This window comes from Microbacterium sp. che218 (assembly GCF_040436305.1).
Classification (GTDB): Bacteria; Actinomycetota; Actinomycetes; order Actinomycetales; family Microbacteriaceae; genus Microbacterium; species Microbacterium algihabitans.
The window spans coordinates 3,552,243-3,572,006 of the sequence record NZ_AP031501.1 but is presented as its reverse complement, the minus strand read 5'-3'; the positions used below and the strand labels follow the sequence as shown (position 1 = coordinate 3,572,006).

Sequence of the window (19,764 nt, the reverse complement as noted above, 5' to 3'; positions counted from 1 at the left end):
GTTCCATGACCGCGACCGCCGCCGCCCCCGCCTTCACCCGCCCCGACGGGAGCGCCCTGCGCGTGCTCGTCGTCGATGACGAGCAGATGCTCACCGACCTGCTGTCGATGGCGCTCCGCATGGAGGGCTGGGACGTGCGCACCGCCGGCTCGGGCTTCGACGCCCTGTCGGCCGCCCGGGATTTCGAACCGGATGCCATGGTGCTCGACATCATGATGCCCGACCTCGACGGCATGGCCGTGCTGCAGCGCCTGCGTCACTCGGGCAACGACGTGCCGGTGCTGTTCCTCACCGCGAAGGACGCCGTCGCCGACCGCGTGGCCGGCCTCACCGCGGGCGGCGACGACTACGTGACGAAGCCCTTCAGTCTCGAAGAGGTCGTCGCGCGCCTGCGCGGCCTCATGCGTCGCGCCGGCACCGCCCTCACCCGCGACTCGGAGCCGATCCTGCGCGTGGGCGACCTGTCGCTGAACGAGGACAGCCACGAGGTCGTGCGCGGCGACCGCGAGATCGAGCTCACCGCGACCGAGTTCGAGCTGCTGCGCTTCCTCATGCGCAACCAGCGTCGCGTGGTGTCGAAGGCGCAGATCCTCGACCGCGTGTGGAACTACGACTTCGGCGGACGCTCGAGCGTCGTCGAGCTCTACATCTCGTACCTGCGCAAGAAGATCGACGCGGGCCACGAGCCGCTCATCCACACCGTGCGCGGCGTCGGCTACATGATCAAAGCTCCGCAGTGAGCCTTCCCCCGCGCCCCGCTCCCCCCGTCCCGCCCGAGCCCCGCGAATCGCTGCGGGCGCGCCTGCGCCGACCGTGGACACTGCAGGCGCGGTTGATGACCGCCGTGATCGGCATGGTCGCGTTCATCCTCGTGATGATCGGCATCTCCACCAGCGCGATCTTGAGCCAGGTGCTGTTCGTCAACCTCGACGCCTCGGTGACCGAGACGGCATCCGGTCTCCAGCCCCGCGTCGCGTTCCAGGACACCGCCGACGAGGTGCTCGAATCGGGCCGCTTCCCCGCCGGCACGCTGCTGGTGATGAACTCGCGCTCGGGCTACACCGGCGCGGTGGTCGCCGACGAGGGCGTGCGCGCGCTGTCGACCGATGACCTCGGCCAGATCGTCGACAGGCTGCGCACGGCGGATCCGACGGCAGAGACCGTCGACCTGCCGAACCTCGGCGAGTACCTCGTGCGCCTGTACCCCACTCCGGGCAGCGACGCCGCGTTCCTCGTGGGCCTGCCCCTCTCGAACGTCACCGGCACGATCGGCGCGATCCTCACCACCGTCGCGCTCGTGACCGCGGGCGGACTGCTGCTGCTGGCCGTCGTCATCGCCGTCGTGATCCGCCTCGGTCTGCGCCCCCTGCGCGCGGTGGCCGAGACCGCGACGCGCGTCGCCTCGCTGCGCATGGAGGAGGGCGACGTGTCGATCGACGAGCGCGTGCCCGCCGACCTCGTCGACGAGCACACCGAGACGGGACAGGTGGCCGCAGCCCTCAACACCCTGCTCGATCGCGTCGACGCCTCGCTCACCGCCCGCCAGCGCAACGAGGAGCTCATGCGTCGATTCGTCGCCGACGCCAGCCACGAGTTGCGCACCCCCCTCGCCTCGATCCGCGGATTCAGCGAGCTGTCGCTGCGCGCGATGCGTCAGGCGCAGGACGACGAGAGCCGCCAGCGCACGGCCCTCGCCGTGGAGACCACCGAGCAGTCGCTCGAGCGCATCCAGGCGCAGTCGCTGCGGATGACCACGCTCGTCGAAGACCTACTGCTGCTCGCCCGCCTTGACGAGGGGCAGGAGCTGGTCTACGGCTCGGTGGACCTCACGCGGCTCGCCGTCGAGGCCGTCGGCGACGCGCGCCCCGCGGGTCCGGACCACTCGTGGACGATCGACGTGCCCGACACCCCCGTCGAGCTCGCCGGCGACGCCTCACGCCTTCACCAGGTGATCGCGAACCTGCTCGCCAACGCCCGCACCCACACTCCCGCCGGGAGCGTGGTGAACGTCTCGGTCGCGCACGAAGGCGCCGAGGCGGTGCTGCGGGTGCACGACAACGGGCCCGGTATCGACCCCTCGGTCGCCTCGCAGCTGTTCGAGCGCTTCGCCCGCGGCGACCGCTCGCGCGACCGCAAGACCGGCGGCACGGGCCTGGGCCTGTCGATCGCGCGGGCGATCGTCGACGCGCACCGCGGCACGATCACGGTGACCAGTTCGCCCGGCGACACGACCTTCGAGGTGCGCCTCCCCGCCAAGCCGGCCGACCCGGCGGGCGCGGCGACGGCCTGAAACGTTCCCGCGGAGTCGGCGGGTCCGTCGCGCGTGCGGTGACGGGCTGAGGAGGAGAGGGCTCGGGATGCCGGGGCTCAGGCGCTCAGTGCGCGCTCAGCCCCACAGCGGCTTCACCGACGGCGCGAGAGCGGCGATCCGCCCGCCGTCGAGAACGACCCGCGACTCGCCGATACCGAACGCCGGCCACTGCACGACGAGTTCGAGCGGTCCCTCGGGGGGAAGCGGGTGGACCCAGAGCTGATTGCGCATCGTGTAGCGGTCGTCGTCACCGCTCCCGCTGCCGCCGTTGACGCGCATCGTGTGCCGGTCGGGGTCGGCGTCGAAGGGTGCGCCGAAGCGGTCCTCGGCGAACAGCCGCGTGCCGTCGCCGAGCACGAGACCCCAGCGCAGGCGGTCGGGTGCGAGCGCGCCCCTCCCCCAGTGCTCCGCGAACATCCCGTGCACCTGACGCCAGTCGCCTTCGTCGATCGAACCGCGCCGCAGGTGACGTTCGATCAGCAGTTCGATGCCGTCGGAGAAGACCCGGACACCCGTCAGCGCGATGACGACGTTCTCTCCGCGCGCGATCACCTCGGACACGGCGAACAGCACGGGTAGCTCGTCGGCGGACGGCTCGAACGACGGGTTGCGCTCTCGCCGCGGCTCGACGGGCGGCTCGGTGGCGGGCGGGTCGGCGGGGAAGAATCCGGACTTCATGTCCCCACTTTCCCCGCTCGGGCCCCGCGCCGCCACCTCCGGCTCAGTACCCCGCGAACGCGTCGGTGGTCAGCGACTTCGCCTTCGACAGGGCCGGGGCGAGCGCCGTGATCAGCCGGGGCGGGCCCGACACGTAGGCCGCGCGCTGCGCGAGGTCGGGCACCGCGCGCACGAGTGACGAGGCGTCGACGCGGTCCGGCCCCGCCCACTCCCAGCCCGCCGGCAGGTCATGCGGTTCGTCGCGTGTGAAGACGACGACGCGGATGCCGCTGGCGGCGATGTCGTCGCGGAACGCGAGCTCCTCGGCATCCGACACCACGTACACCAGCACGACGTCACGCTGCTGATCGGTGGCCACGAGGTGACGCAGCTGCGAGACGAACGGCGTCACGCCGATGCCCGCCGCCACCAGCAGGACGGGTGACGTGGACCGCGACGGCAGCACGAAATCGCCCCACACGCCCGTCACCGCGAGGGTCGAGCCCGGCTCGACCGCCGCGAGGGCGCGCTTGTACGACGACTGCGAGCCGTCTTTGAAGGCGATCCGCACCTCGGGCAGGTCTTCGGGGGCCGACGCGATGGAGAACTCGCGGCGCGTCCCGCGTCCGTCGGGCTTGCGGTGCGGCACGTCGAGCTCGAGGTACTGCCCGGGCGAGAACGAGAACGGGCGCGCGGCGCGGAAGGTCAGCTCGCGCACCGTCGGGGTGAGGTCGCGGCGGCCCTCGACCTGCAGGCGCACCGCAGCGCGCAGGCAGAAGAGGAAGGCCACGAGGTTGCCGACCAGAAGGGCGCGCTCCTGGCCGAGAGTGACCTCGCCGACGGGGATCGGCCAGCCGGCGAGCACGCCCACCAGCACCGCCACGACGTACTGCTGCATCCGCCGCGGCGGCAGGGTCAGGGGCTCCGACAGCATGAACGCCCCGAGGAACAGGAACGGCGACGAGAACGCCACCTGCAGCAGCACGCTCGGCACATCGACGGGGAAGCCCGCCGCCTGGAACTGCACGCTCGTGCGCGTGAACGCCACCGCCATCGCCACGGCCCAGAAGACCACGACGATCGGCAGCTTGTCGGTGCGCAGCAGCAGGAGCACCCCGAGCACGAGCACGGGCGCAGCAAGCCACGGCGACCCCACCCACCACGCCGAGGAGCCCAGGTCGGGCGCCCAAATGCTGACGATCGTGAGCACCGACGCGCCGGTGGCAGCCGGGTTGAAGATGTGCCGACCGCGCCACACGAGGAGGTACTTCGAAGCGGATGCCACGACCCCGGCCAGCGCGAGTCCGGCGAGTCCCACCGGCTCGAGCGTGGGCCGCAGCACGAACAGCAGGATCGCGGCCGTGATGAGCGAGGACTCCACACGCCGCGGCATCCGGAGCACGCTCTGCGCGACCAGGTCGGTCGCCACGCACGCGAGGGCGAGCACGACGGCGCTCGCGACGAGTTCGAGCGGTTCGGGGACGACGAGGCCGGCGAACGACAGCACGAGCGAGATCACCGCGAGCAGGCCGAGAGAGGCCATGACCAGGCGGTACATCGACACGCGGCCGATCAAGCCGAGCACGCGGGTTGAGCCCGCGCTGAGCGTGACGCTCATGAGAACACTTCTCCTTCGAATCCGGGCGACCACTCCACGCGGCCGTCGGTGCGCATGCGGACCCACTGCGCGTTCCACGAGGCCGCGAGGCGCGGGCCACCGTCGAAGAACAGCGCGGTGGCCAGGGCGTCGGCGTGCATCGCGGTGTCGGCGAGGGCCCAGGTCGCCGCGAACGCGTTCACCGGCGCACCGGTGCGGGCGTCGAGAACGTGGTGCAGGCCCTCGCCCCACGCGCGACGGTTGATGGCCGAGGCCGCCAGCGCGCCCTCGGTCACGGTGGCGGTGCCGATCGCGCGCGATGCGTCGTACGGGTGCTCGAGCCCGACCCGCACGGGGGTCCCGCAGACGGCCAGATCGCCCGAGGCGTCGACGACGACATCACCCTCGACGTGCGCGGTGACCACGTCGAGCACGAGGTCGACGAGTCGCCCCTTGCCGAGGGCACCGACGTCGATCGTCGCCGGGGCGCTCAGCGACAGCGTGTCGCCCCAGACCAGCACGTCGCGCCACGCGGGCGCGGGCTGCGGCCCTCCCCACGGGGCGAGAGTGAGGCGCGCGTCGTAGCCGAGGCGCGCCAGCGCGTCGCCGACCAGCGGGTTCACGGCCCCGGCGGTCGCCTCGTCGAGCTCGCGGTACAGCGAGAACATGGCATCCGCGTCGCGGGGAGCGGGAACGGATGCCGCGCGCCCCTCGGCCAGCTCCGACACGAGCGAGTCGGCCCGGAACCTCGACCATTCGCGGTCGAAACGCTCGATGACGGCCGACACGGCGTCGCGGGCGACCGTCGGCAGCTCGGCCGCCGTGTCGATCGCCCACGACGTGCCGATCGCGTCGAACACCCAGGTCGAGACCGTCGCGGTCGGGGTGACCATGGTCGTCAGGCCTTGGCCTCGGTCTTGATCGTGTCGACGGCCTTGTTGAAGCCGCCGCTGGTCAGCGACGAACCGGCGACCTTGCTGACCGACAGTTCGTCGAGCTTCTTGCCGACGACCTCGCTCTGGATGCCGCCGATGAACTCGCCCTGGTAGCGCTTCGATTCCGCGGCCTGCGGGTCCCCGGTCACCTCGACGGCGGTGACGGTGTCACCGGCCACCGTGAGGGTGACGTCGATCGTCTCGACGCTCTCGGGGGTCGAGTACTGCCCGGTGGCCTCGTAGGTGCCGTCCTTGTACGAACCCGACGTGCTCGAGGTGTCGGCGGCCGCGCTGGTCGAGGGCGCCGAGCTCGCCGTGGGGGCGGCTTCACTCGCGGCAGGGGCCGCGGCATCCGACGTGCCGCCGGAGCAGCCGGCGAGCGTGACGATGCCGGCCACGCCCAACAGGGCGGTTCCGACGCGGACGGGACGGGGTACGGCTGTGGTGCGGATCATGAGGGTCCTCCTTCGGTCGTGCCTCGCGGCTCGGTCGAGCTCACGTTAGGGACACGACCTTGACGGCGAGCGGGTTCACACATTTGTGCCACCTGTGAGCGGCGAGAGGTCCCTGAGCCGGGGAGGTCCCTGAGCCGGAGAGGTCCCTGAGTCGGAGAGGTCCCTGAGCCTGTCGAAGGGACCCGGGCCAACGGAGGTCCCTGAGCCTGTCGAAGGGACCGGGGCCAGCCCGGTGACTTCGACAAGCTCAGCCACCTCCGCTCGACCGGGCCACGGACCAGCCCGGTGACTTCGACAAGCTCAGCCACCTCCGCACGACCGGACCTCGGACCAGCCCGGCGGCTTCGACAAGCTCAGCCACCTCCGCACGACCCGGCCACGGACCAGCCCGGCGGCTTCGACAAGCTCAGCCACCTCCGCGCGACCGGGCCACGGGCCGGCCCGGTGGCTTCGACAGGCTCAGCCACCTCCGCGCGACCGGGCGCAGCCGGCTCCGGTGAACGGACGCAGCCGCCTCCCTGCGGGAGACGGCTGCGTCGAAGAGGGACGAGATGGGCGCGCGATTACGCGTCGCCGCCGAACATGCTCGTGACCGAGCCGTCTTCGAAGACCTCGTGGATCGCGCGTGCCAGCAGCGGGGCGATCGGCAGCACGGTGAGCCGGTCGAAGCGGCGGTCGGCCGCGATCGGGATGGTGTCGGTGACGACGACCTCGTCGATCGCGGGATCCTGCAGACGTTCGGTGGCCGGATCGCTGAAGATCGCGTGCGTCGCCGCGACGATGACCTTGCGGGCACCCGACGCCTTCAGCGCCTGAGCGGCCTTCTGGATCGTGCCGCCGGTGTCGATCATGTCGTCGACGAGCAGGCACGTGCGGCCCTTCACGTCACCGACGATCTCGTGCACCGAGACCTGGTTGGCGACCTTCGGGTCACGACGCTTGTGGATGATCGCGAGGGGCGCGCCCAGGCTGTCCGACCACGTGTCGGCGACGCGCACGCGGCCCATGTCGGGCGAGACGACGGTGAGGGTCTCGCGGTCTTCGGTCGACAGGCCCTGCTCGAAGTGCTCGAGCAGCACGGGCTTGGCGAAGAGGTGGTCGACGGGGCCGTCGAAGAAGCCCTGGATCTGCGCGGCGTGCAGGTCGACGCTCATGATGCGGTCGGCACCGGCCGTCTTGAGCAGGTCGGCGACGAGGCGCGCGCTGATGGGCTCGCGGCCGCGTCCCTTCTTGTCCTGACGCGAGTAGGGGAAGTACGGGGCGACCACCGTGATGCGCTTGGCCGAGGCACGCTTGAGCGCGTCGAGCATGATGAGCAGCTCCATGAGCCACTCGTTGACCGGGGGGCCGAATGACTGGATGACGAACACGTCGCAGCCGCGGATCGACACCTCGAAGCGGGTGTAGATCTCGCCCGAGGCGAAGGTGCGGTGCTCGGTGGGGGCGAGCTCGGTGCCCAGGTGCTGCGTGACCTGCGCGGCGAGTTCGGGGTGCGACCGACCCGAGGCGACGACGAGCCGCTTCTTGGTCTTGGCGACGAGCCCGGGGGCGATGCCGTTGTCGCGGTCGAGGTCTACACGATTCTTCTTACGAGCCATCGGCCGCTTCCTGTTCAGCCCGAGCCCGCGCAGCCACGTCGGCCGCAGCGGTGCCCGGTCGGTTCTTCTCGACCCACCCCTCGATGTTGCGCTGGGGGGACACGCTGAGCGCCAGAGCACCGGCCGGAACGTCCTTGCGGATGACCGCACCGGCACCTGTCTTGGCACCGGCTCCAATCGTAACCGGCGCGACGAAGACGTTGTGCGATCCGCTGTGAACCTGGTCGCCGATGACGGTGCGGTGCTTGGCGACGTCGTCGTAGTTCGCGGTGATCGCGCCGGCGCCGAGGTTGACCCCGCGGCCGATCTCGGTGTCGCCGATGTACGACAGGTGGGGCACCTTGCTGCCCTCGCCGATCGACGAGTTCTTGACCTCGACGAAGGTGCCGACCTTGCCGTTCACGCCGACGCGCGCGTTGGCGCGGAGGTAGGCGAACGGGCCGACGGTGGCGCCGGCCTCGACGACCGCGAGCGTGCCGTCGGTGCGGGTGACGGTGGCGTTCTCGCCCACCTCGCAGTCGGTCAGGCTCGTGTCGGGGCCGATGGTCGCGCCCGAGGCGATGGCCGTGGCGCCGCGCACGTGCGTGTTCGGCAGGATCGTGACGTCGGGGGCGAGCGTCGCGGTGACGTCGATCCACGTGGTGGCGGGGTCGACGACGGTGACGCCCTCGAGCTGCCAGCGGCGCACCGTGCGCGCGTTGAGGGTGCGCCCGGCCTCGGACAGCTGCACGCGGTCGTTCACGCCGAGCGCCGCGGAGGCGTCGCGGGTGACGGATGCCGCGACCCCGAGCTCGGCCTCGCGCAGCAGGGCGACGACGTCGGTGAGGTACTTCTCGCCCTGCGCGTTGGCGGTGCCCACGCGCGCGAGCTGCGTGCGCAGCGGGGACGCCTGGAACACGTACACGCCGACGTTGATCTCGGTGACCGCGGCCTCTTCGGCCGAGGCGTCCTTCTGCTCGACGATGCGGCTCACGCCGTCGGTGTGGTCGCGCAGGATGCGGCCGTAGCCGAAGGGCTCGTCGACGCGCGCGCTCAACAGCGTCACGGCGGTGCCGCCGGAGCGGTGGGTGGCGAGCAGCTCGGTGAGGGTGCCGGTCTCGAGCAGCGGGACGTCGGCGCTGAGCACGAGCACGTCGCCCTCGAAGCCGTCGAGCGCGTCGAGGGCGACCTCGACCGCGCGCCCCGTGCCGGGCACCTCGTCCTGATCGACGACGACGACCCCGGGGGCGAGCTCCGACACCGTCTCGGCGACGAGCTCGCGCTCGTGCCGCACGACGACGACGATGCGCGCCGGATCGAGCGAGGCAGCGGTGTCGAGCACGTGCCCGACGAGCGGGCGACCGCCCACCGGATGCAGCACCTTGGGGGTGCGCGACTTCATGCGGGTGCCTTGACCCGCGGCGAGGACGACGACGGCCAGCTCGGTCGGTGATGTCATGCTCCGCCGCCAGGATTCGAACCTGGACCTAACAGCTCCAAAGGCTGTCGTGCTGCCGTTACACCACGGCGGACCGTGCCCGAGGGCACTGGTCAAGTCTGCCAGACGCGGGCCCCGCCGATGAGGGGCGCGCTGTCGCGACGCGGCGGGCTGGCCATAATGAGAGCGTGAGCACGAGCCAGGACAGCGACGAGGTCGACCGCATCGTCGAGGCTTGGATACGTCAGCGCCCCGACCTCGACTTCTCACCCCTCGAGGTGCTCTCGCGCGTCGCGCGCCTGTCGCGCCATCTCGACATCGCCCGCAAAGAGGCGTTCCGCCGCAGCGACATCGAGTCGTGGGAGTGGGACGTGCTCTCGGCCCTGCGCCGCGCGGGCGAGCCGTACCAGCTGAGCCCCAAGCAGCTGCTGCAGCAGACCCTCGTCTCGAGCGGCACGATGACGAACCGAATCGACCGCCTGGTCGCCCGCAAATTCGTCCGTCGCGAGGCCGATCCCGGCGACGGGCGCAGCATCCTCGTCACGCTCACCGAAGACGGACGCGTGCGGGTGGATGCCGCGATCACACGCCTGGTCGACGCCGAGGCCCTGCTGCTCGACGGGCTCGCCCGCAACGACCGCGACCGCCTCGCCACGCTGCTGCGAAAGCTCAGCCTGGGGTTCGACGCGTGAGCGCGCCGGCGGCGGCCCCCACCCGGTGGCAGCGGGTGAAGTCGTGGTTCGACGTGCGCTTCCGCTCCCCCGCCGCCATCTACGGCCTCATCGTGTTCGCGGCGTTCGTGACCATCGCCGACGACCACGCCGATTCCGTCGGCGAGGTGCTGCTGAGCGCCGCCACCTCGCTCGTCGTGTTCTTCATCGCCCACGTGTTCGCCCACACGCTCACCGAGCACGCCGACCACGGCCTGCGGCACGCGACGCGCGAGGGCATGCGGCACGGCGCGGGCATGCTCTACGCGTCCGTCCCCTCGGTGCTCGTGCTGTTGATCGCGGGCGCGACGGGCGTGTCGGTCGACGACGCGGCCGACCTCAGCATGTGGTCGACCTTCGTCGTGCTCGCCTTGCTGGGCTACAACGCCTACCGCCGTCGCGGCGCGGGCCTCGCGGGCCGACTGCTCGGGGCGTTCGCCACCGCGTGCCTGGGCGTCTTCATCGTGCTGCTGGAGTACGCGATCCACTGACGCGCGCGAAGGCGGTTCCGGATGCCGTCAGCCGATCGTCTCGGTGAGCTCGAACCACCGCATCTCGAGCTCGTCGCGCTCGCCCTCGAGAGCGGAGATGCGCTGCATCTCCTTGCCGAGTCCCTCGTAGTCCGCCTGGTCGTGGTCGACGAGCGCGGCCTTGGCCTTGTCGATCTGCTGCTGCAGCTTCTCGATGCGCCGCTCGGTGGCCGAGGCCTCCTTCTGCGCGGCACGGAGCTCCGCGCCCTGCAGGCCCGGAGTCGAGGCGGGACCGCCGGTCGACGCGGACCGCGACGGCTCGGCATCCTGCATCGCCCGAAGACGCAGGTATTCGTCGACTCCTCCGGGGAGGTGCCGGAGCTTGGCGTCGAGGATGGCGTACTGCTGGTCGGTGACGCGCTCGAGGAAGTACCGGTCGTGCGAGACGACGAGGAGGGTGCCCGACCACGAGTCGAGCAGGTCTTCCATCGCCGCGAGCATGTCGGTGTCGAGGTCGTTGGTGGGCTCGTCGAGGATCAGCACGTTTGGCTGGTCGAGGATGACCAGCAGCAGCTGGAGGCGCCGCTTCTGCCCACCCGAGAGGTCTTTCACCGGGGTGGAGAGCTGCGCGCTCGAGAAGCCGAGTCGCTCCAGCAGCTGACCCGGAGTGAGCTCCTGCGACTTCGAGCCGGCACCGAAGGCGTAGGTCGTGCGGAGCCCCGCGATCACCACGCGCACCGGGTCGTTCAAGTGCTGGTCGAGCTCGTCGAGCCGCTGGGTGAGCGTGGCGACCTTGACCGTCTTGCCGCGCTTGACGCGGCCGCTCGTCGGCTCGAGCGATCCGGTGACGAGGCTCAACAGCGTGGACTTGCCCGCGCCGTTCACGCCCAGGATGCCGGTGCGCTCGCCCGGCGCGATGCGCCACTCGATGTCTTTCAGGACGACCCGGGGTTCGGCGGACGCCGAACCGGTCCCTGAGCCTGTCGAAGGGTAGGTCACTCCTGCGTCGAGCAGGTCGACGACGTCCTTGCCCAGCCGCGCGACCGCGAGGGACTGCAGGGCCACCTTGTCGCGGATCTCGGGCACGTCGGCGATCAGCTCGTTCGCCGCGTCGATGCGGAACTTCGGCTTCGACGTGCGCGCCGGTGCGCCGCGGCGCAGCCACGCGAGCTCTTTGCGCGCGAGGTTCTGCCGGCGCTGCTCGATCGACGCCGCCTGGCGATCGCGCTCGACGCGCTGCAGGATGTAGGCCGCGTACCCGCCCTCGAAGGGCTCGACGGTGCGGTCGTGCACCTCCCAGGTCGCGGTGCAGATCTCGTCGAGGAACCACCGGTCGTGCGTGACGACGAGAAGGCCGCCCGCCGAGGGCGCCCACCGCTTCTTGAGGTGGGCGGCGAGCCAGGTGATGGCCTCGACGTCGAGGTGGTTGGTGGGCTCGTCGAGGAACAGCACGTCCCAGTCGCCCGAGAGCAGCTTCGCCAGCGCGACGCGGCGGCGCTGACCACCCGAGAGGTCGCCGAGACGGGCATCCCACGGCAGGTCGCCCAGCAGTCCCGCGATCACGTCGCGCGTGCGGGAGTCGCCCGCCCACTCGTGCTCGGCACGATCTCCGACCACCGCGTGGCCGATCGTGTCGTCGTCGTCGAGGGTGTCCTGCTGGTCGAGCACGCCGACGGTGACCCCGCCGCGTACGGTCACGCGACCGCCGTCGGGCTCGCGGATGCCGGCGAGCATGCCGAGCAGACTCGACTTGCCGTCACCGTTGCGGCCGACGATCCCGATGCGATCGCCCTCGTTCACGCCGAGCGAGACGGAGTCGAAGACGACCTTGGTCGGGTATTCCAGGTGCAGGGCTTCGCCCCCGAGCAGATGTGCCATATCCGTCCCAGGCTACGCGGTGCCCGGGGCGCCGGCATCCGCCCGCCCCTCCTCGTGCGATTCCCGCCGAACAGAAACGACGCGGGGCCGCCCGGCGAACCGGACGACCCCGCGCGAGAAGCGGTGTGTCAGGACGACAGGCCGGCCTCCTTGAGCCAATCGGCGGCGGCGGTCGACGCCGAGGCCTGCTCGCTGCCCTCGACGCGGTCGCGCAGCTTGATCAGGTCGTCGGTGGTGAGCTTGGCCGAGATCGCGTCGAGCGCGTCCTTCAGCTCAGGCGTGTCGATCGACTTGGCCAGCAGCGGGAGCACGTTCTGCGCCGCGATGAGGTTCTCGGGGTCTTCGAGCACCTGCAGGTTCTCGGCCACCAGGGCGGGCGAGGTCGTGTAGATGTCGGCCACCTGCACCGTGTTGTCGGTGAGCGCCTTCACGGTGTCGGGGCCGCCGAAGTCCTCGTAGGGCACGAAGGTGACGTCGTTCACGCCGTACACCGACTTCAGACCCGGGATGCCGTAGCCGAGCTCCGCGAACTGGGGGTTCGCGCCGAGGCTGAACGGGCCCACCTTCGACAGGTCGCCGATCGAGGTCAGGCCGTTGGCCTGGGCGTACGCCTGGGTGACGACGTAGGCGTCCTTGTCCTCGGCCTCGGCCGAGTTGTAGACGGTCAGGTTGTCCTTGGCCACGGCATCCGTCAGCGCCGCGTCGACGTCTTCGGTCGTTCGCTGCGTGAACTCGGTGTCGTAGTACGCCAGCAGGTTGCCGTTGTACTCGGGGATCAGGTTGATCGAGCCGTCCTGAAGGGCGGGGATCGTCTGCTGACGGGGTCCGATGTTGAACTTCGTCTGGACGTCGAAGCCCTTCGCCTTCAGCGCCTGGGCGTAGATCTCGCCGATGATCTCGCTCTCGGGGAACGCGAACGAGCCGACGATGATCTGGCTCGAGTCGCCGCCGCCCGCGTTGGTCTCGGGAGCGGTGGGGTCGGCCTGCGAGCAGCCCGCGAGCGCGACGACGGCGCCGACGGCGACGAGCCCGATGGCGAGCCGACCTTTACGGAAGATGTTCATGCTGTGACATTCCTCTCTGGGATGGGTGTTGCTGCCCCCGCCGCCGTTGCAGGACGAGGCGAGGGGTGACGGAGGCTGCGGCGGGTGGTGCCCGCGCTCGCTCCCGAAATTCTGGTGAGGCGCTGCACGATCGCGAACAGCGCGTCGACCACGAGGGCGAAGACGGTCACCAGGATGGCGCCGCCCAGGATGCGGTCGTAGTCGTTGAGGCCGATGCCGCTGCTGATGATGCGACCCAGGCCGCCGAGACCGGCGTACGAGGCGATGACGGCGGTGGCGATGACCTGTAGGGTGCCGGCACGCAGGCCGCCGATGATCAGCGGCAGGGCGAGCGGGATCTCCACTCGCGTGAGGATCTGCATCTCGGTCATGCCGACCGCGCGGGCCGCGTCGATCGTGGTCCGCGACACCGACTCGAGGCCCGCGTAGGCACCGGCCAGGATCGACGGGATCGCGAGGATGACGAGGGCGACGATCGTGCCCCAGAACACCCCCGACGCGCCCTTCACGAGCGAGCCGAGCACCATCGTCAGGAAGAACAGCACGCCCAGCGTCGGCAGGGCGCGCATGGCGCCGGTGAAGCCGATGACGAACTGTCGTCCCTTGCCGGTGTGCCCGATGTAGAACCCGAGAGGGAGCGCGATGGCCGCGGCGATCACCACGGCGACGACGGTGTAGAGCAGGTGCTCCAGCAGGCGATCCTGGATCGGCAGGGGCGAGGTTCCGCCGGGCTGCCAGTTCTGGGGGTCGAAGATCCACGCGAAGGCGTTCAGGAAGAGGTTCACGAGCGCCCCCCTGTTCCGGCGGATGCCGACGTGCTCGCGGCGACGGGGGCTGCGTCATCCGCGGCGATCGGGGCGACGACGGCGGCCCGCTTGGAGCGGCGCTTGGCGGCCCGATCGACCCGCACCCACGGCATGAGGATGCGACCCAGCGCGACCAGGATCAGGTCGAACAGCAGCGCGATGAGGAGCGTGGCGACGATGCCGACGCCCACCTCTTCGAGGTTGTTGCGCTGCTTGCCGTTGGTGAAGAGGTAGCCGAGGTTCTCGGAGCCGATGAGCACGCCCACCGACACCAGCGCGATCGTCGACACCGACACGACGCGCAGCCCCGCGAGCATCACGGGGCCGGCGAGCGGGAACTCGACCTGCCAGAACCGGCGCCATGCCGAGAAGCCCATCGCGGTGGCGGCCTGCTTGGTATCGGCCGAGACCGAGAAGAAGGCGTCGGAGGTGGCGCGCACCATGATGGCGACGGCGTAGATGGTCAGGGCCACGATGAGGTTCGTGTCACTGAGCACGCGCGTGCCGATGATGGCGGGCAGGATCACGAACAGCGGCAACGAGGGGATCGTGTAGAGCAGGCTCATCGCCGTGATCATGGTCGCTCGCGCGTACTTGCTGGTCAGCGTCAGACGCCCCAGCGGCACGGCGATTACGAATCCGAGCACGATCGGGATGATGCTCAACCGGATGTGGTTGAGCGTCAGATCCACCACCAGGGGGAAGTTCCCCCACAGCCAGGTCACGACACCGACTCGTCTCTCAGGGCACCCTGCGTGCGCCCCTCGGAGTCGACCACGACCGTCCCCGTGGGCGTCTGCTTCAAGTGCAGCGCGCGCTTGCCGCGCTCGGCGCCGATGAAGCTGGCCACGAAGTCGCTCGCGGGATTCTCGATGATCTCGCTGGGCGTGCCGACCTGAGCGATCTTGGCGCCCTTCTCGAGAATCACGACCTGGTCGCCGAGCAGGAACGCCTCGTCGATGTCGTGGGTCACGAAGACGATCGTCTTGCCGATGTCGCGCTGCAGGCGGATGAGCTCCTGCTGCAGTTCGTCGCGAACGATCGGGTCGACGGCGCCAAAGGGCTCGTCCATCAGCAGGATGTTGGGGTCGGCGGCGAGGCCGCGAGCGACACCCACGCGCTGCTGCTGACCGCCCGAGAGCTGGCTCGGGTAGCGGTCGGCCATCGCGGTGTCGAGACCCACGGTGGTCATGAGCTCGAGAGCCCGGGCGCGCGCGGCCTTGCGGCTCTGGCCCTGCAGCACCGGCACCGTGGAGATGTTGTCGGCGACGGTGAAGTGCGGCAGCAGACCCGAGTTCTGCATGACGTAGCCGATGCTGCGGCGCAACTGCACGGCGGGCTTGCCGCCGATGTCGGCGCCGTCGATCGCGATCGTGCCCGATGAGGGCTCGACCATGCGGTTGATCATGCGCAGCAGCGTCGTCTTTCCGCAGCCGGACGACCCGACGAACACGGTGGTCTGACGGGAAGGGATGACGAGGTGGAAATCGTCGACGGCGTGCGTGCCGTCGGGAAACACCTTCGAGACGGCGGAGAACTCGATCATGTGAGTGCTTGACCTCAGTCGGAGACCACGACCTTGCGGTCAAACGCGACGAATCCGGCGAAGTCCTTGCCGACGCGATCCACGGCGCCCGGGTACAGGTCGGGGTACGACCATGCGCCGTCGGGGAGTTCCGCACCGTCGACCGAGATGTTCCAGTACTGGGCGGCGCCCTTCCACGGGCAGGTGTACGGCGTGGGGCTCTCGTGCAGCGCACCCTCGCGCACCGCCTGCGGCGGGAAGTACCAGTTGCCCTCGATCGAGGCCAGGTCGTCGCGGTCGGCTTCGGCGATCACGACGCCGTCGAGTGTTGCCTTCATGGGAAACCCCCTTCGTAGCGCCCCGCGGGCACGGCACCCAGCGGTGACGAACCACCTCGAATGAGGCTAACCAGGTCGCGAGGCCCTGAGGCGAAGATTGCTCCGTGTGTCGACCTGCACTATGGTGCGCCGCGGTCAGACCACACGCGCGCCCGGCACGGGGCCGTGCACGTGCAGAGCGACGAGTCCGGCCGCGCTCAGGGTGACCTGCAGGTCGATCGCGGACGACTCGTCGGCGGTGAGGAACGCGAGCGTGGGACCGGATCCCGACACGATGCCCGCGAGCGCTCCCGAGCTCTCGCCGCGCTCGAGCACGCGAGCCAGATCGGGCCGCAGATGCAGGGCCGGCGCCTGGAGGTCGTTGCGCAGGGTCTGAGTGAGCATCTCGGCGTCGCCCTGGCGCAGCGCATGCAGCACGTCGGGGTCGACCGCGGGTACGCGCGGCGCCGGACCAATGTCGACGGCGTGGCGGCGGCGGTGCGCGTCGAGCTCGCCGTAGACGACGGGTGTCGACATGCCCTCGTCGTTGGGCACGAGCACCCAGTCGAACCGCCCGCGTGCGAGAGCGGGGCTGAGCTCGTCGCCGCGGCCCGTTCCGACCGCGGTCCCGCCGAGCAGGGCGAACGGAACGTCGGCGCCCAGTCGCGCCGCGAGACGGGCCAGCTCGCCCATCGGCATGCCCAGCCCCCACAACGCATCGCACGCGACCAAGGCGGCAGCGGCATCCGCCGATCCCCCTCCCATCCCGCCGGCCACCGGAACGGCCTTGCGGATCGACAGGTGGGCGCCGCGGTCAATGCCGGCCGTCTGCGCGAGCAGGCGCGCGGCGCGCACGGCGAGGTTGCGGTCGTCGGTGGGCACGCCCTCGATGTCGACCGGCCCCTTCGCCGTCACGCTCAGGGTGATGTCATCGGCGGGCGTCGCGGTCATCTCTTCGTACAACGACACCGCCTGGAAGGCCGTGGCGAGCTCGTGGTAGCCGTCGTCCTGCACGTCGCCGACCTCGAGGAAGACATTGATCTTGCCGGGTGCGCGGACACGGACGGATGCCGGCGGAGCAGCGGTCATCGTGCGGCCCGCTCGAGCGTGCGCCCCGAGGAGCCGGCGTGTGCGAAACTGGAACGTCGGCCCGGTTCCCGCCGTCGCTCGCAAAGCGGTTCGGGACAGACCGGGCCGGAGCGAGCGATTCGAGTCACTCTTCGACAGTAGCGCGCCGCTCCCCGCCGTTCGGCGCCGCCGCCGAAACGTCTTCGTAACCCCGGAACCTTACGGTGTCCGGAGCCCGTCACCTATCCCCCGTGGAGGCAGTATGCGCCCGATGGTCCCCCTGTCGATCGACACCGACCCCTGGCGCGCGCTGCTCTCCCGCTCCGATATCCGGATGCACGACGGCATCCTGCATGTCGTCGACGACTCCTCCACACCCTCGATGTCCGAGCGCGACGACCTGCTCACCGCGGCCGCCGCGATCGAGGCCGCGGGCGTGCGCGTCATGCTCGTGCGCGACGCGAACCGTCGCCCGAAGCTCGTCGTCGACACAGCGGATGCCGAGGCGGCGCTCACCGCTCTGCGCGATCCCGAGCTGGGCCCGGTGTACCTGAAGGCCCGCGGCGAAGACCCCGTGCCCGCGCACAGCGTGCACCCCTCGCCCGGATCCGTGCAGGCGTACGCGGTGTTCCGCCCCCGCACCTCGACCGAGGGTTCGTACCGGTACGGGGCGTCGCTCGCCCCGCGACTCGAGCTCTGGCGTTTCGGTGACAAGACCATCGAGGCCCCGCGACCCAGCGCCCTCACCCGCCGCAAGTTCGCCGCAGCCGACCTCGATCTGGTCGAGGTGGAGCGCTACGGACGCCGGTGGACGACGGTGGCGGGGATGTTCGACCCCCACCCCAACGAGCTCACGGCCGAGGTCGACATGGTCTTCTCGTGGGTCGACGGCTCGTCGAGCGAATTCCAGCGTCAACGCGCCGCGCGCATGAAGGGCTACGTCGTCGGCGACGGCGACGACAACGCCGCGCGTTACCGCCAGGTCGACGAGCTACGCTACGCGCTGCGCAGCGTGCACATGTACGCGCCGTGGGTGCGCCGCATCTTCATCGCGACCGACTCCCCCACCCCCGAGTGGCTCGCCGATCACCCAAAGGTGACGATCGTGCGCAGCGAGGAGTTCTTCGCCGACCCCTCGGTGCTGCCCACGCACAACTCCCACGCCGTCGAGGCGCAGCTGCACCGCATCCCGGGTCTGGCCGAGCACTTTCTGTACAGCAACGACGACATGTTCTTCGGTCGCCCGGTCACACCCGAGCTGTTCTTCAGCGGCGGCGGGGTCAGCCGGTTCGTCGAGAGCGGCGTGCGCATCGGCAGCGGCCCCGCGCACATCGACCGCTCGGGCCACGACAACGGCCTACGCGTCAACCGCGCGCTGCTCAAAGAGCGCTTCGGCCGGGTCATCACGCTCGACCTCGAGCACTGCGCGACGCCGCTTCGTCGCTCGGTCGCGTTCGAGCTCGAGCAAGAATTCTCCGACGACTACGCCCGCACCGCCGCGAGCCGGTTCCGTTCGGCGACCGACATCTCGGTGACCAACAGCCTGTACCACCACTACGCGCTGGCGACCGGCCGGGCGGTCATCACGACCGAGCCCCGCACGCGCTATGTGCAGACCACCCAGCTCGACTCGCTGCGCACGATGGAGCGCCTCGTCTCGCGCCGCGACACCGACATGTTCTGCCTGAACGACGGCAGCGTGCCCGAGATCCCCGAAGAGGTGCGCGTCCCCGCGCTCCGGGCGTGCCTCGAGCGCTACTTCCCCGTCGCCGCTCCCTGGGAGAAGACGGCGGTCAACGAAGAATCGGCAACGGCGTCGTCGGCGGCGACACCGGTCCGCTGAACGCCCGCGACGCCGGCACCACGATGCCGGCGTCGTGCAGCCGTCGCTGCGACTCCGCGGCATCCACGTACTGCAGGGCCTGAGTCGCCGCGAGCGGCACGACCGAGTGCACCACCGTGTCGTCGTAGACGTGCACGGTGTTGAACCCCTGCGCGGCGTCCTGCGGGCGGGTTCCGCCCACAGGCACCATGAGGTCTTGCGTGTAGCAGGTGGCGGATGCCACGGACACGGGGATTCCGGCGAACGTGGCGAACGTCGAGTAGTGCAGGTGACCCGCGAGGATCGCGCGCACGTCGGTGCCGCGCAGCACCGCGGCGAGGCTGCGCTGGTCGCGCAGTTCGACGGAGGCGGCGAGGTCGAGCACGCTGGGCACGGGCGGGTGGTGCATCGCGAGGATCGTGCCGAGCGGAGCCGGCGTCGCCAGCACCTCGGTCAGCCACTCGAGCTGCGCCGCGGTGACCTCGCCGTGGTGCGCGCCGGGCACCGAGGTGTCGAGCGTGACGATGCGCAGGCCGTCGATCTCGTCGACGCGGTCGACCGGGGCGGTCGCGTCGGCGGCGTCGCCGGGAAGCAGTTCGGCGCGGAACGCCGCGCGGTCGTCGTGGTTGCCCATCACCCAGATCACGCGCGTGCCGAGGCGCTCCGCGAGCGGCTCGACCAGTCGGCGCACGCGCTCGTAGGCGTCGGCCTCGCCGAAGTCGGCCAGATCACCCGTGAACACCAGGGCGTGGGGGCGGATGCCCGAGGCACCGATCGCCTCGACCGCCCGGGCGAGGTAGGCCTCGGAGTCGACGCTGTCGTACAGCGGCGCACCGCCGGCGCGCAGGTGGGTGTCACTCAGGTGCAGCAGCACCCTCTCAGCACGGGGGTACTCGGCGTAACGCATCTCGTTCCTTCCGGGCCGTCGGGTACGGCCTCGTGACCGGCGTGATGCTCCCGGTTGCCTCGAAATGTTACAGACATGTTTCGCAAACGCGTGATGAACACGGCGGGAATTCACCCTGCGCGCGTTGTGGGTCGGCAGCGACGCGCAGTGGGCCGAGCACAGCCGCGGGCGTCGCCGACGACACGCCGGACACCGGCCGGACCCGCACGGCGTGTCGGCAAACGCCC

The 19,764-nt window shown here is 70.6% G+C and carries 19 protein-coding genes and 1 tRNA gene; 5 read left to right on the top strand and 15 right to left on the bottom strand.

What is annotated here, in order from left to right:
- The first annotated feature begins 5 nt into the window (after positions 1–5).
- Together ABXS86_RS16810 and ABXS86_RS16805 are read left to right on the top strand one after the other, a co-directional pair.
- Positions 6–740, top strand: coding sequence for a response regulator transcription factor (locus tag ABXS86_RS16810; protein WP_144834271.1), 735 nt, complete (start codon positions 6–8; stop codon positions 738–740).
- A gap of 95 nt (positions 741–835) precedes the next feature.
- The gene (locus ABXS86_RS16805) at positions 836–2,290 is read left to right on the top strand and encodes a sensor histidine kinase (protein ID WP_353665206.1); all 1,455 of its coding nucleotides are present in this window, start codon (positions 836–838) and stop codon (positions 2,288–2,290) included.
- Positions 2,291–2,386: 96 nt separating this feature from the next.
- Here the strand turns inward: ABXS86_RS16805 and ABXS86_RS16800 are convergent, their stop codons facing one another.
- The 7 genes from ABXS86_RS16800 to ABXS86_RS16770 all read right to left on the bottom strand — a co-directional run bounded on the left by ABXS86_RS16800 (position 2,387) and on the right by ABXS86_RS16770 (position 9,064).
- Complete coding sequence (locus ABXS86_RS16800) at positions 2,387–2,989, bottom strand: hypothetical protein (protein ID WP_353665205.1); 603 nt, start codon at positions 2,987–2,989, stop codon at positions 2,387–2,389.
- 43 nt (positions 2,990–3,032) lie between these two features.
- Positions 3,033–4,586, bottom strand: coding sequence for an FAD-dependent oxidoreductase (locus ABXS86_RS16795; RefSeq protein ID WP_353665204.1), 1,554 nt, complete (start codon positions 4,584–4,586; stop codon positions 3,033–3,035).
- Entirely contained in the window at positions 4,583–5,458 is an 876-nt protein-coding gene (locus ABXS86_RS16790; protein WP_353665203.1) for an FAD:protein FMN transferase, read from the bottom strand. The genes ABXS86_RS16795 and ABXS86_RS16790 overlap by 4 nt, the downstream gene beginning before the upstream one ends.
- Positions 5,459–5,463: 5 nt before the next feature.
- Positions 5,464–5,955 carry a hypothetical protein gene (locus ABXS86_RS16785; RefSeq protein ID WP_353665202.1) on the bottom strand — a complete coding sequence of 164 codons (492 nt, stop codon included), beginning with the start codon at positions 5,953–5,955 and terminating at the stop codon, positions 5,464–5,466.
- 563 nt (positions 5,956–6,518) lie between these two features.
- The gene (locus ABXS86_RS16780; RefSeq protein WP_251507960.1) at positions 6,519–7,553 is read right to left on the bottom strand and encodes a ribose-phosphate diphosphokinase; all 1,035 of its coding nucleotides are present in this window, start codon (positions 7,551–7,553) and stop codon (positions 6,519–6,521) included.
- Positions 7,543–8,991 carry a bifunctional UDP-N-acetylglucosamine diphosphorylase/glucosamine-1-phosphate N-acetyltransferase GlmU gene (glmU, locus tag ABXS86_RS16775; RefSeq protein ID WP_307212415.1) on the bottom strand — a complete coding sequence of 483 codons (1,449 nt, stop codon included), beginning with the start codon at positions 8,989–8,991 and terminating at the stop codon, positions 7,543–7,545. Before glmU ends, ABXS86_RS16780 begins: the two co-directional genes overlap by 11 nt.
- A gap of 1 nt (position 8,992) precedes the next feature.
- A tRNA-Gln gene (locus tag ABXS86_RS16770) sits at positions 8,993–9,064 on the bottom strand.
- Between the two features lie 94 nt (positions 9,065–9,158).
- On the opposite strand from ABXS86_RS16770, the gene ABXS86_RS16765 reads away from it, so the two are divergent.
- Positions 9,159–9,662 carry a MarR family winged helix-turn-helix transcriptional regulator gene (locus tag ABXS86_RS16765; RefSeq protein ID WP_307212417.1) on the top strand — a complete coding sequence of 168 codons (504 nt, stop codon included), beginning with the start codon at positions 9,159–9,161 and terminating at the stop codon, positions 9,660–9,662.
- Complete coding sequence (locus tag ABXS86_RS16760) at positions 9,659–10,171, top strand: hypothetical protein (protein WP_307212419.1); 513 nt, start codon at positions 9,659–9,661, stop codon at positions 10,169–10,171. Before ABXS86_RS16765 ends, ABXS86_RS16760 begins: the two co-directional genes overlap by 4 nt.
- Before the next feature lie 27 nt (positions 10,172–10,198).
- Here the strand turns inward: ABXS86_RS16760 and ABXS86_RS16755 are convergent, their stop codons facing one another.
- The 7 genes from ABXS86_RS16755 to ABXS86_RS16725 all read right to left on the bottom strand — a co-directional run bounded on the left by ABXS86_RS16755 (position 10,199) and on the right by ABXS86_RS16725 (position 16,829).
- On the bottom strand, positions 10,199–12,028 hold the full coding sequence (locus tag ABXS86_RS16755) for an ABC-F family ATP-binding cassette domain-containing protein (RefSeq protein WP_307212421.1): 1,830 nt from the start codon (positions 12,026–12,028) through the stop codon (positions 10,199–10,201).
- A gap of 128 nt (positions 12,029–12,156) precedes the next feature.
- Complete coding sequence (locus tag ABXS86_RS16750; RefSeq protein WP_353665201.1) at positions 12,157–13,092, bottom strand: ABC transporter substrate-binding protein; 936 nt, start codon at positions 13,090–13,092, stop codon at positions 12,157–12,159.
- Positions 13,089–13,877 (bottom strand): ABC transporter permease, encoded by a 789-nt coding sequence (locus ABXS86_RS16745; protein ID WP_353665200.1) that lies wholly within the window; start codon positions 13,875–13,877, stop codon positions 13,089–13,091. Before ABXS86_RS16745 ends, ABXS86_RS16750 begins: the two co-directional genes overlap by 4 nt.
- Complete coding sequence (locus ABXS86_RS16740; RefSeq protein WP_353665199.1) at positions 13,874–14,623, bottom strand: ABC transporter permease; 750 nt, start codon at positions 14,621–14,623, stop codon at positions 13,874–13,876. The genes ABXS86_RS16745 and ABXS86_RS16740 overlap by 4 nt, the downstream gene beginning before the upstream one ends.
- The gene (locus ABXS86_RS16735; RefSeq protein WP_353665198.1) at positions 14,620–15,444 is read right to left on the bottom strand and encodes an ABC transporter ATP-binding protein; all 825 of its coding nucleotides are present in this window, start codon (positions 15,442–15,444) and stop codon (positions 14,620–14,622) included. The genes ABXS86_RS16740 and ABXS86_RS16735 overlap by 4 nt, the downstream gene beginning before the upstream one ends.
- Positions 15,445–15,458: 14 nt before the next feature.
- A complete protein-coding gene (locus ABXS86_RS16730; RefSeq protein ID WP_144834245.1) occupies positions 15,459–15,761 on the bottom strand; it encodes a DUF427 domain-containing protein in 303 nt (100 codons plus the stop codon).
- Positions 15,762–15,896: 135 nt separating this feature from the next.
- Positions 15,897–16,829, bottom strand: a complete 933-nt coding sequence (locus tag ABXS86_RS16725) for a 4-(cytidine 5'-diphospho)-2-C-methyl-D-erythritol kinase (protein ID WP_353665197.1) — start codon at positions 16,827–16,829, stop codon at positions 15,897–15,899.
- Positions 16,830–17,070: 241 nt separating this feature from the next.
- On the opposite strand from ABXS86_RS16725, the gene ABXS86_RS16720 reads away from it, so the two are divergent.
- Entirely contained in the window at positions 17,071–18,651 is a 1,581-nt protein-coding gene (locus tag ABXS86_RS16720) for a stealth conserved region 3 domain-containing protein (protein ID WP_353665196.1), read from the top strand.
- Here ABXS86_RS16720 and ABXS86_RS16715 read toward each other — a convergent pair.
- On the bottom strand, positions 18,602–19,537 hold the full coding sequence (locus ABXS86_RS16715) for a phosphodiesterase (protein WP_144786116.1): 936 nt from the start codon (positions 19,535–19,537) through the stop codon (positions 18,602–18,604). The genes ABXS86_RS16720 and ABXS86_RS16715 overlap by 50 nt on opposite strands.
- Positions 19,538–19,764: the final 227 nt, after the last annotated feature.

Bases quoted from the DNA above. Each gene is read 5' to 3' on its own strand.
- ABXS86_RS16810 (WP_144834271.1), top strand. From the start codon at position 6: ATGACCGCGACCGCCGCCGCCCCCGCCTTCACCCGCCCCGACGGGAGC.
- ABXS86_RS16805 (WP_353665206.1), top strand. From the start codon at position 836: ATGACCGCCGTGATCGGCATGGTCGCGTTCATCCTCGTGATGATCGGC.
- ABXS86_RS16800 (WP_353665205.1), bottom strand. From the start codon at position 2,989: ATGAAGTCCGGATTCTTCCCCGCCGACCCGCCCGCCACCGAGCCGCCC.
- ABXS86_RS16795 (WP_353665204.1), bottom strand. From the start codon at position 4,586: ATGAGCGTCACGCTCAGCGCGGGCTCAACCCGCGTGCTCGGCTTGATC.
- ABXS86_RS16790 (WP_353665203.1), bottom strand. From the start codon at position 5,458: ATGGTCACCCCGACCGCGACGGTCTCGACCTGGGTGTTCGACGCGATC.
- ABXS86_RS16785 (WP_353665202.1), bottom strand. From the start codon at position 5,955: ATGATCCGCACCACAGCCGTACCCCGTCCCGTCCGCGTCGGAACCGCC.
- ABXS86_RS16780 (WP_251507960.1), bottom strand. From the start codon at position 7,553: ATGGCTCGTAAGAAGAATCGTGTAGACCTCGACCGCGACAACGGCATC.
- glmU (WP_307212415.1), bottom strand. From the start codon at position 8,991: ATGACATCACCGACCGAGCTGGCCGTCGTCGTCCTCGCCGCGGGTCAA.
- ABXS86_RS16755 (WP_307212421.1), bottom strand. From the start codon at position 12,028: ATGGCACATCTGCTCGGGGGCGAAGCCCTGCACCTGGAATACCCGACC.
- ABXS86_RS16750 (WP_353665201.1), bottom strand. From the start codon at position 13,092: ATGAACATCTTCCGTAAAGGTCGGCTCGCCATCGGGCTCGTCGCCGTC.
- ABXS86_RS16735 (WP_353665198.1), bottom strand. From the start codon at position 15,444: ATGATCGAGTTCTCCGCCGTCTCGAAGGTGTTTCCCGACGGCACGCAC.
- ABXS86_RS16730 (WP_144834245.1), bottom strand. From the start codon at position 15,761: ATGAAGGCAACACTCGACGGCGTCGTGATCGCCGAAGCCGACCGCGAC.
- ABXS86_RS16725 (WP_353665197.1), bottom strand. From the start codon at position 16,829: ATGACCGCTGCTCCGCCGGCATCCGTCCGTGTCCGCGCACCCGGCAAG.
- ABXS86_RS16720 (WP_353665196.1), top strand. From the start codon at position 17,071: ATGCGCCCGATGGTCCCCCTGTCGATCGACACCGACCCCTGGCGCGCG.
- ABXS86_RS16715 (WP_144786116.1), bottom strand. From the start codon at position 19,537: ATGCGTTACGCCGAGTACCCCCGTGCTGAGAGGGTGCTGCTGCACCTG.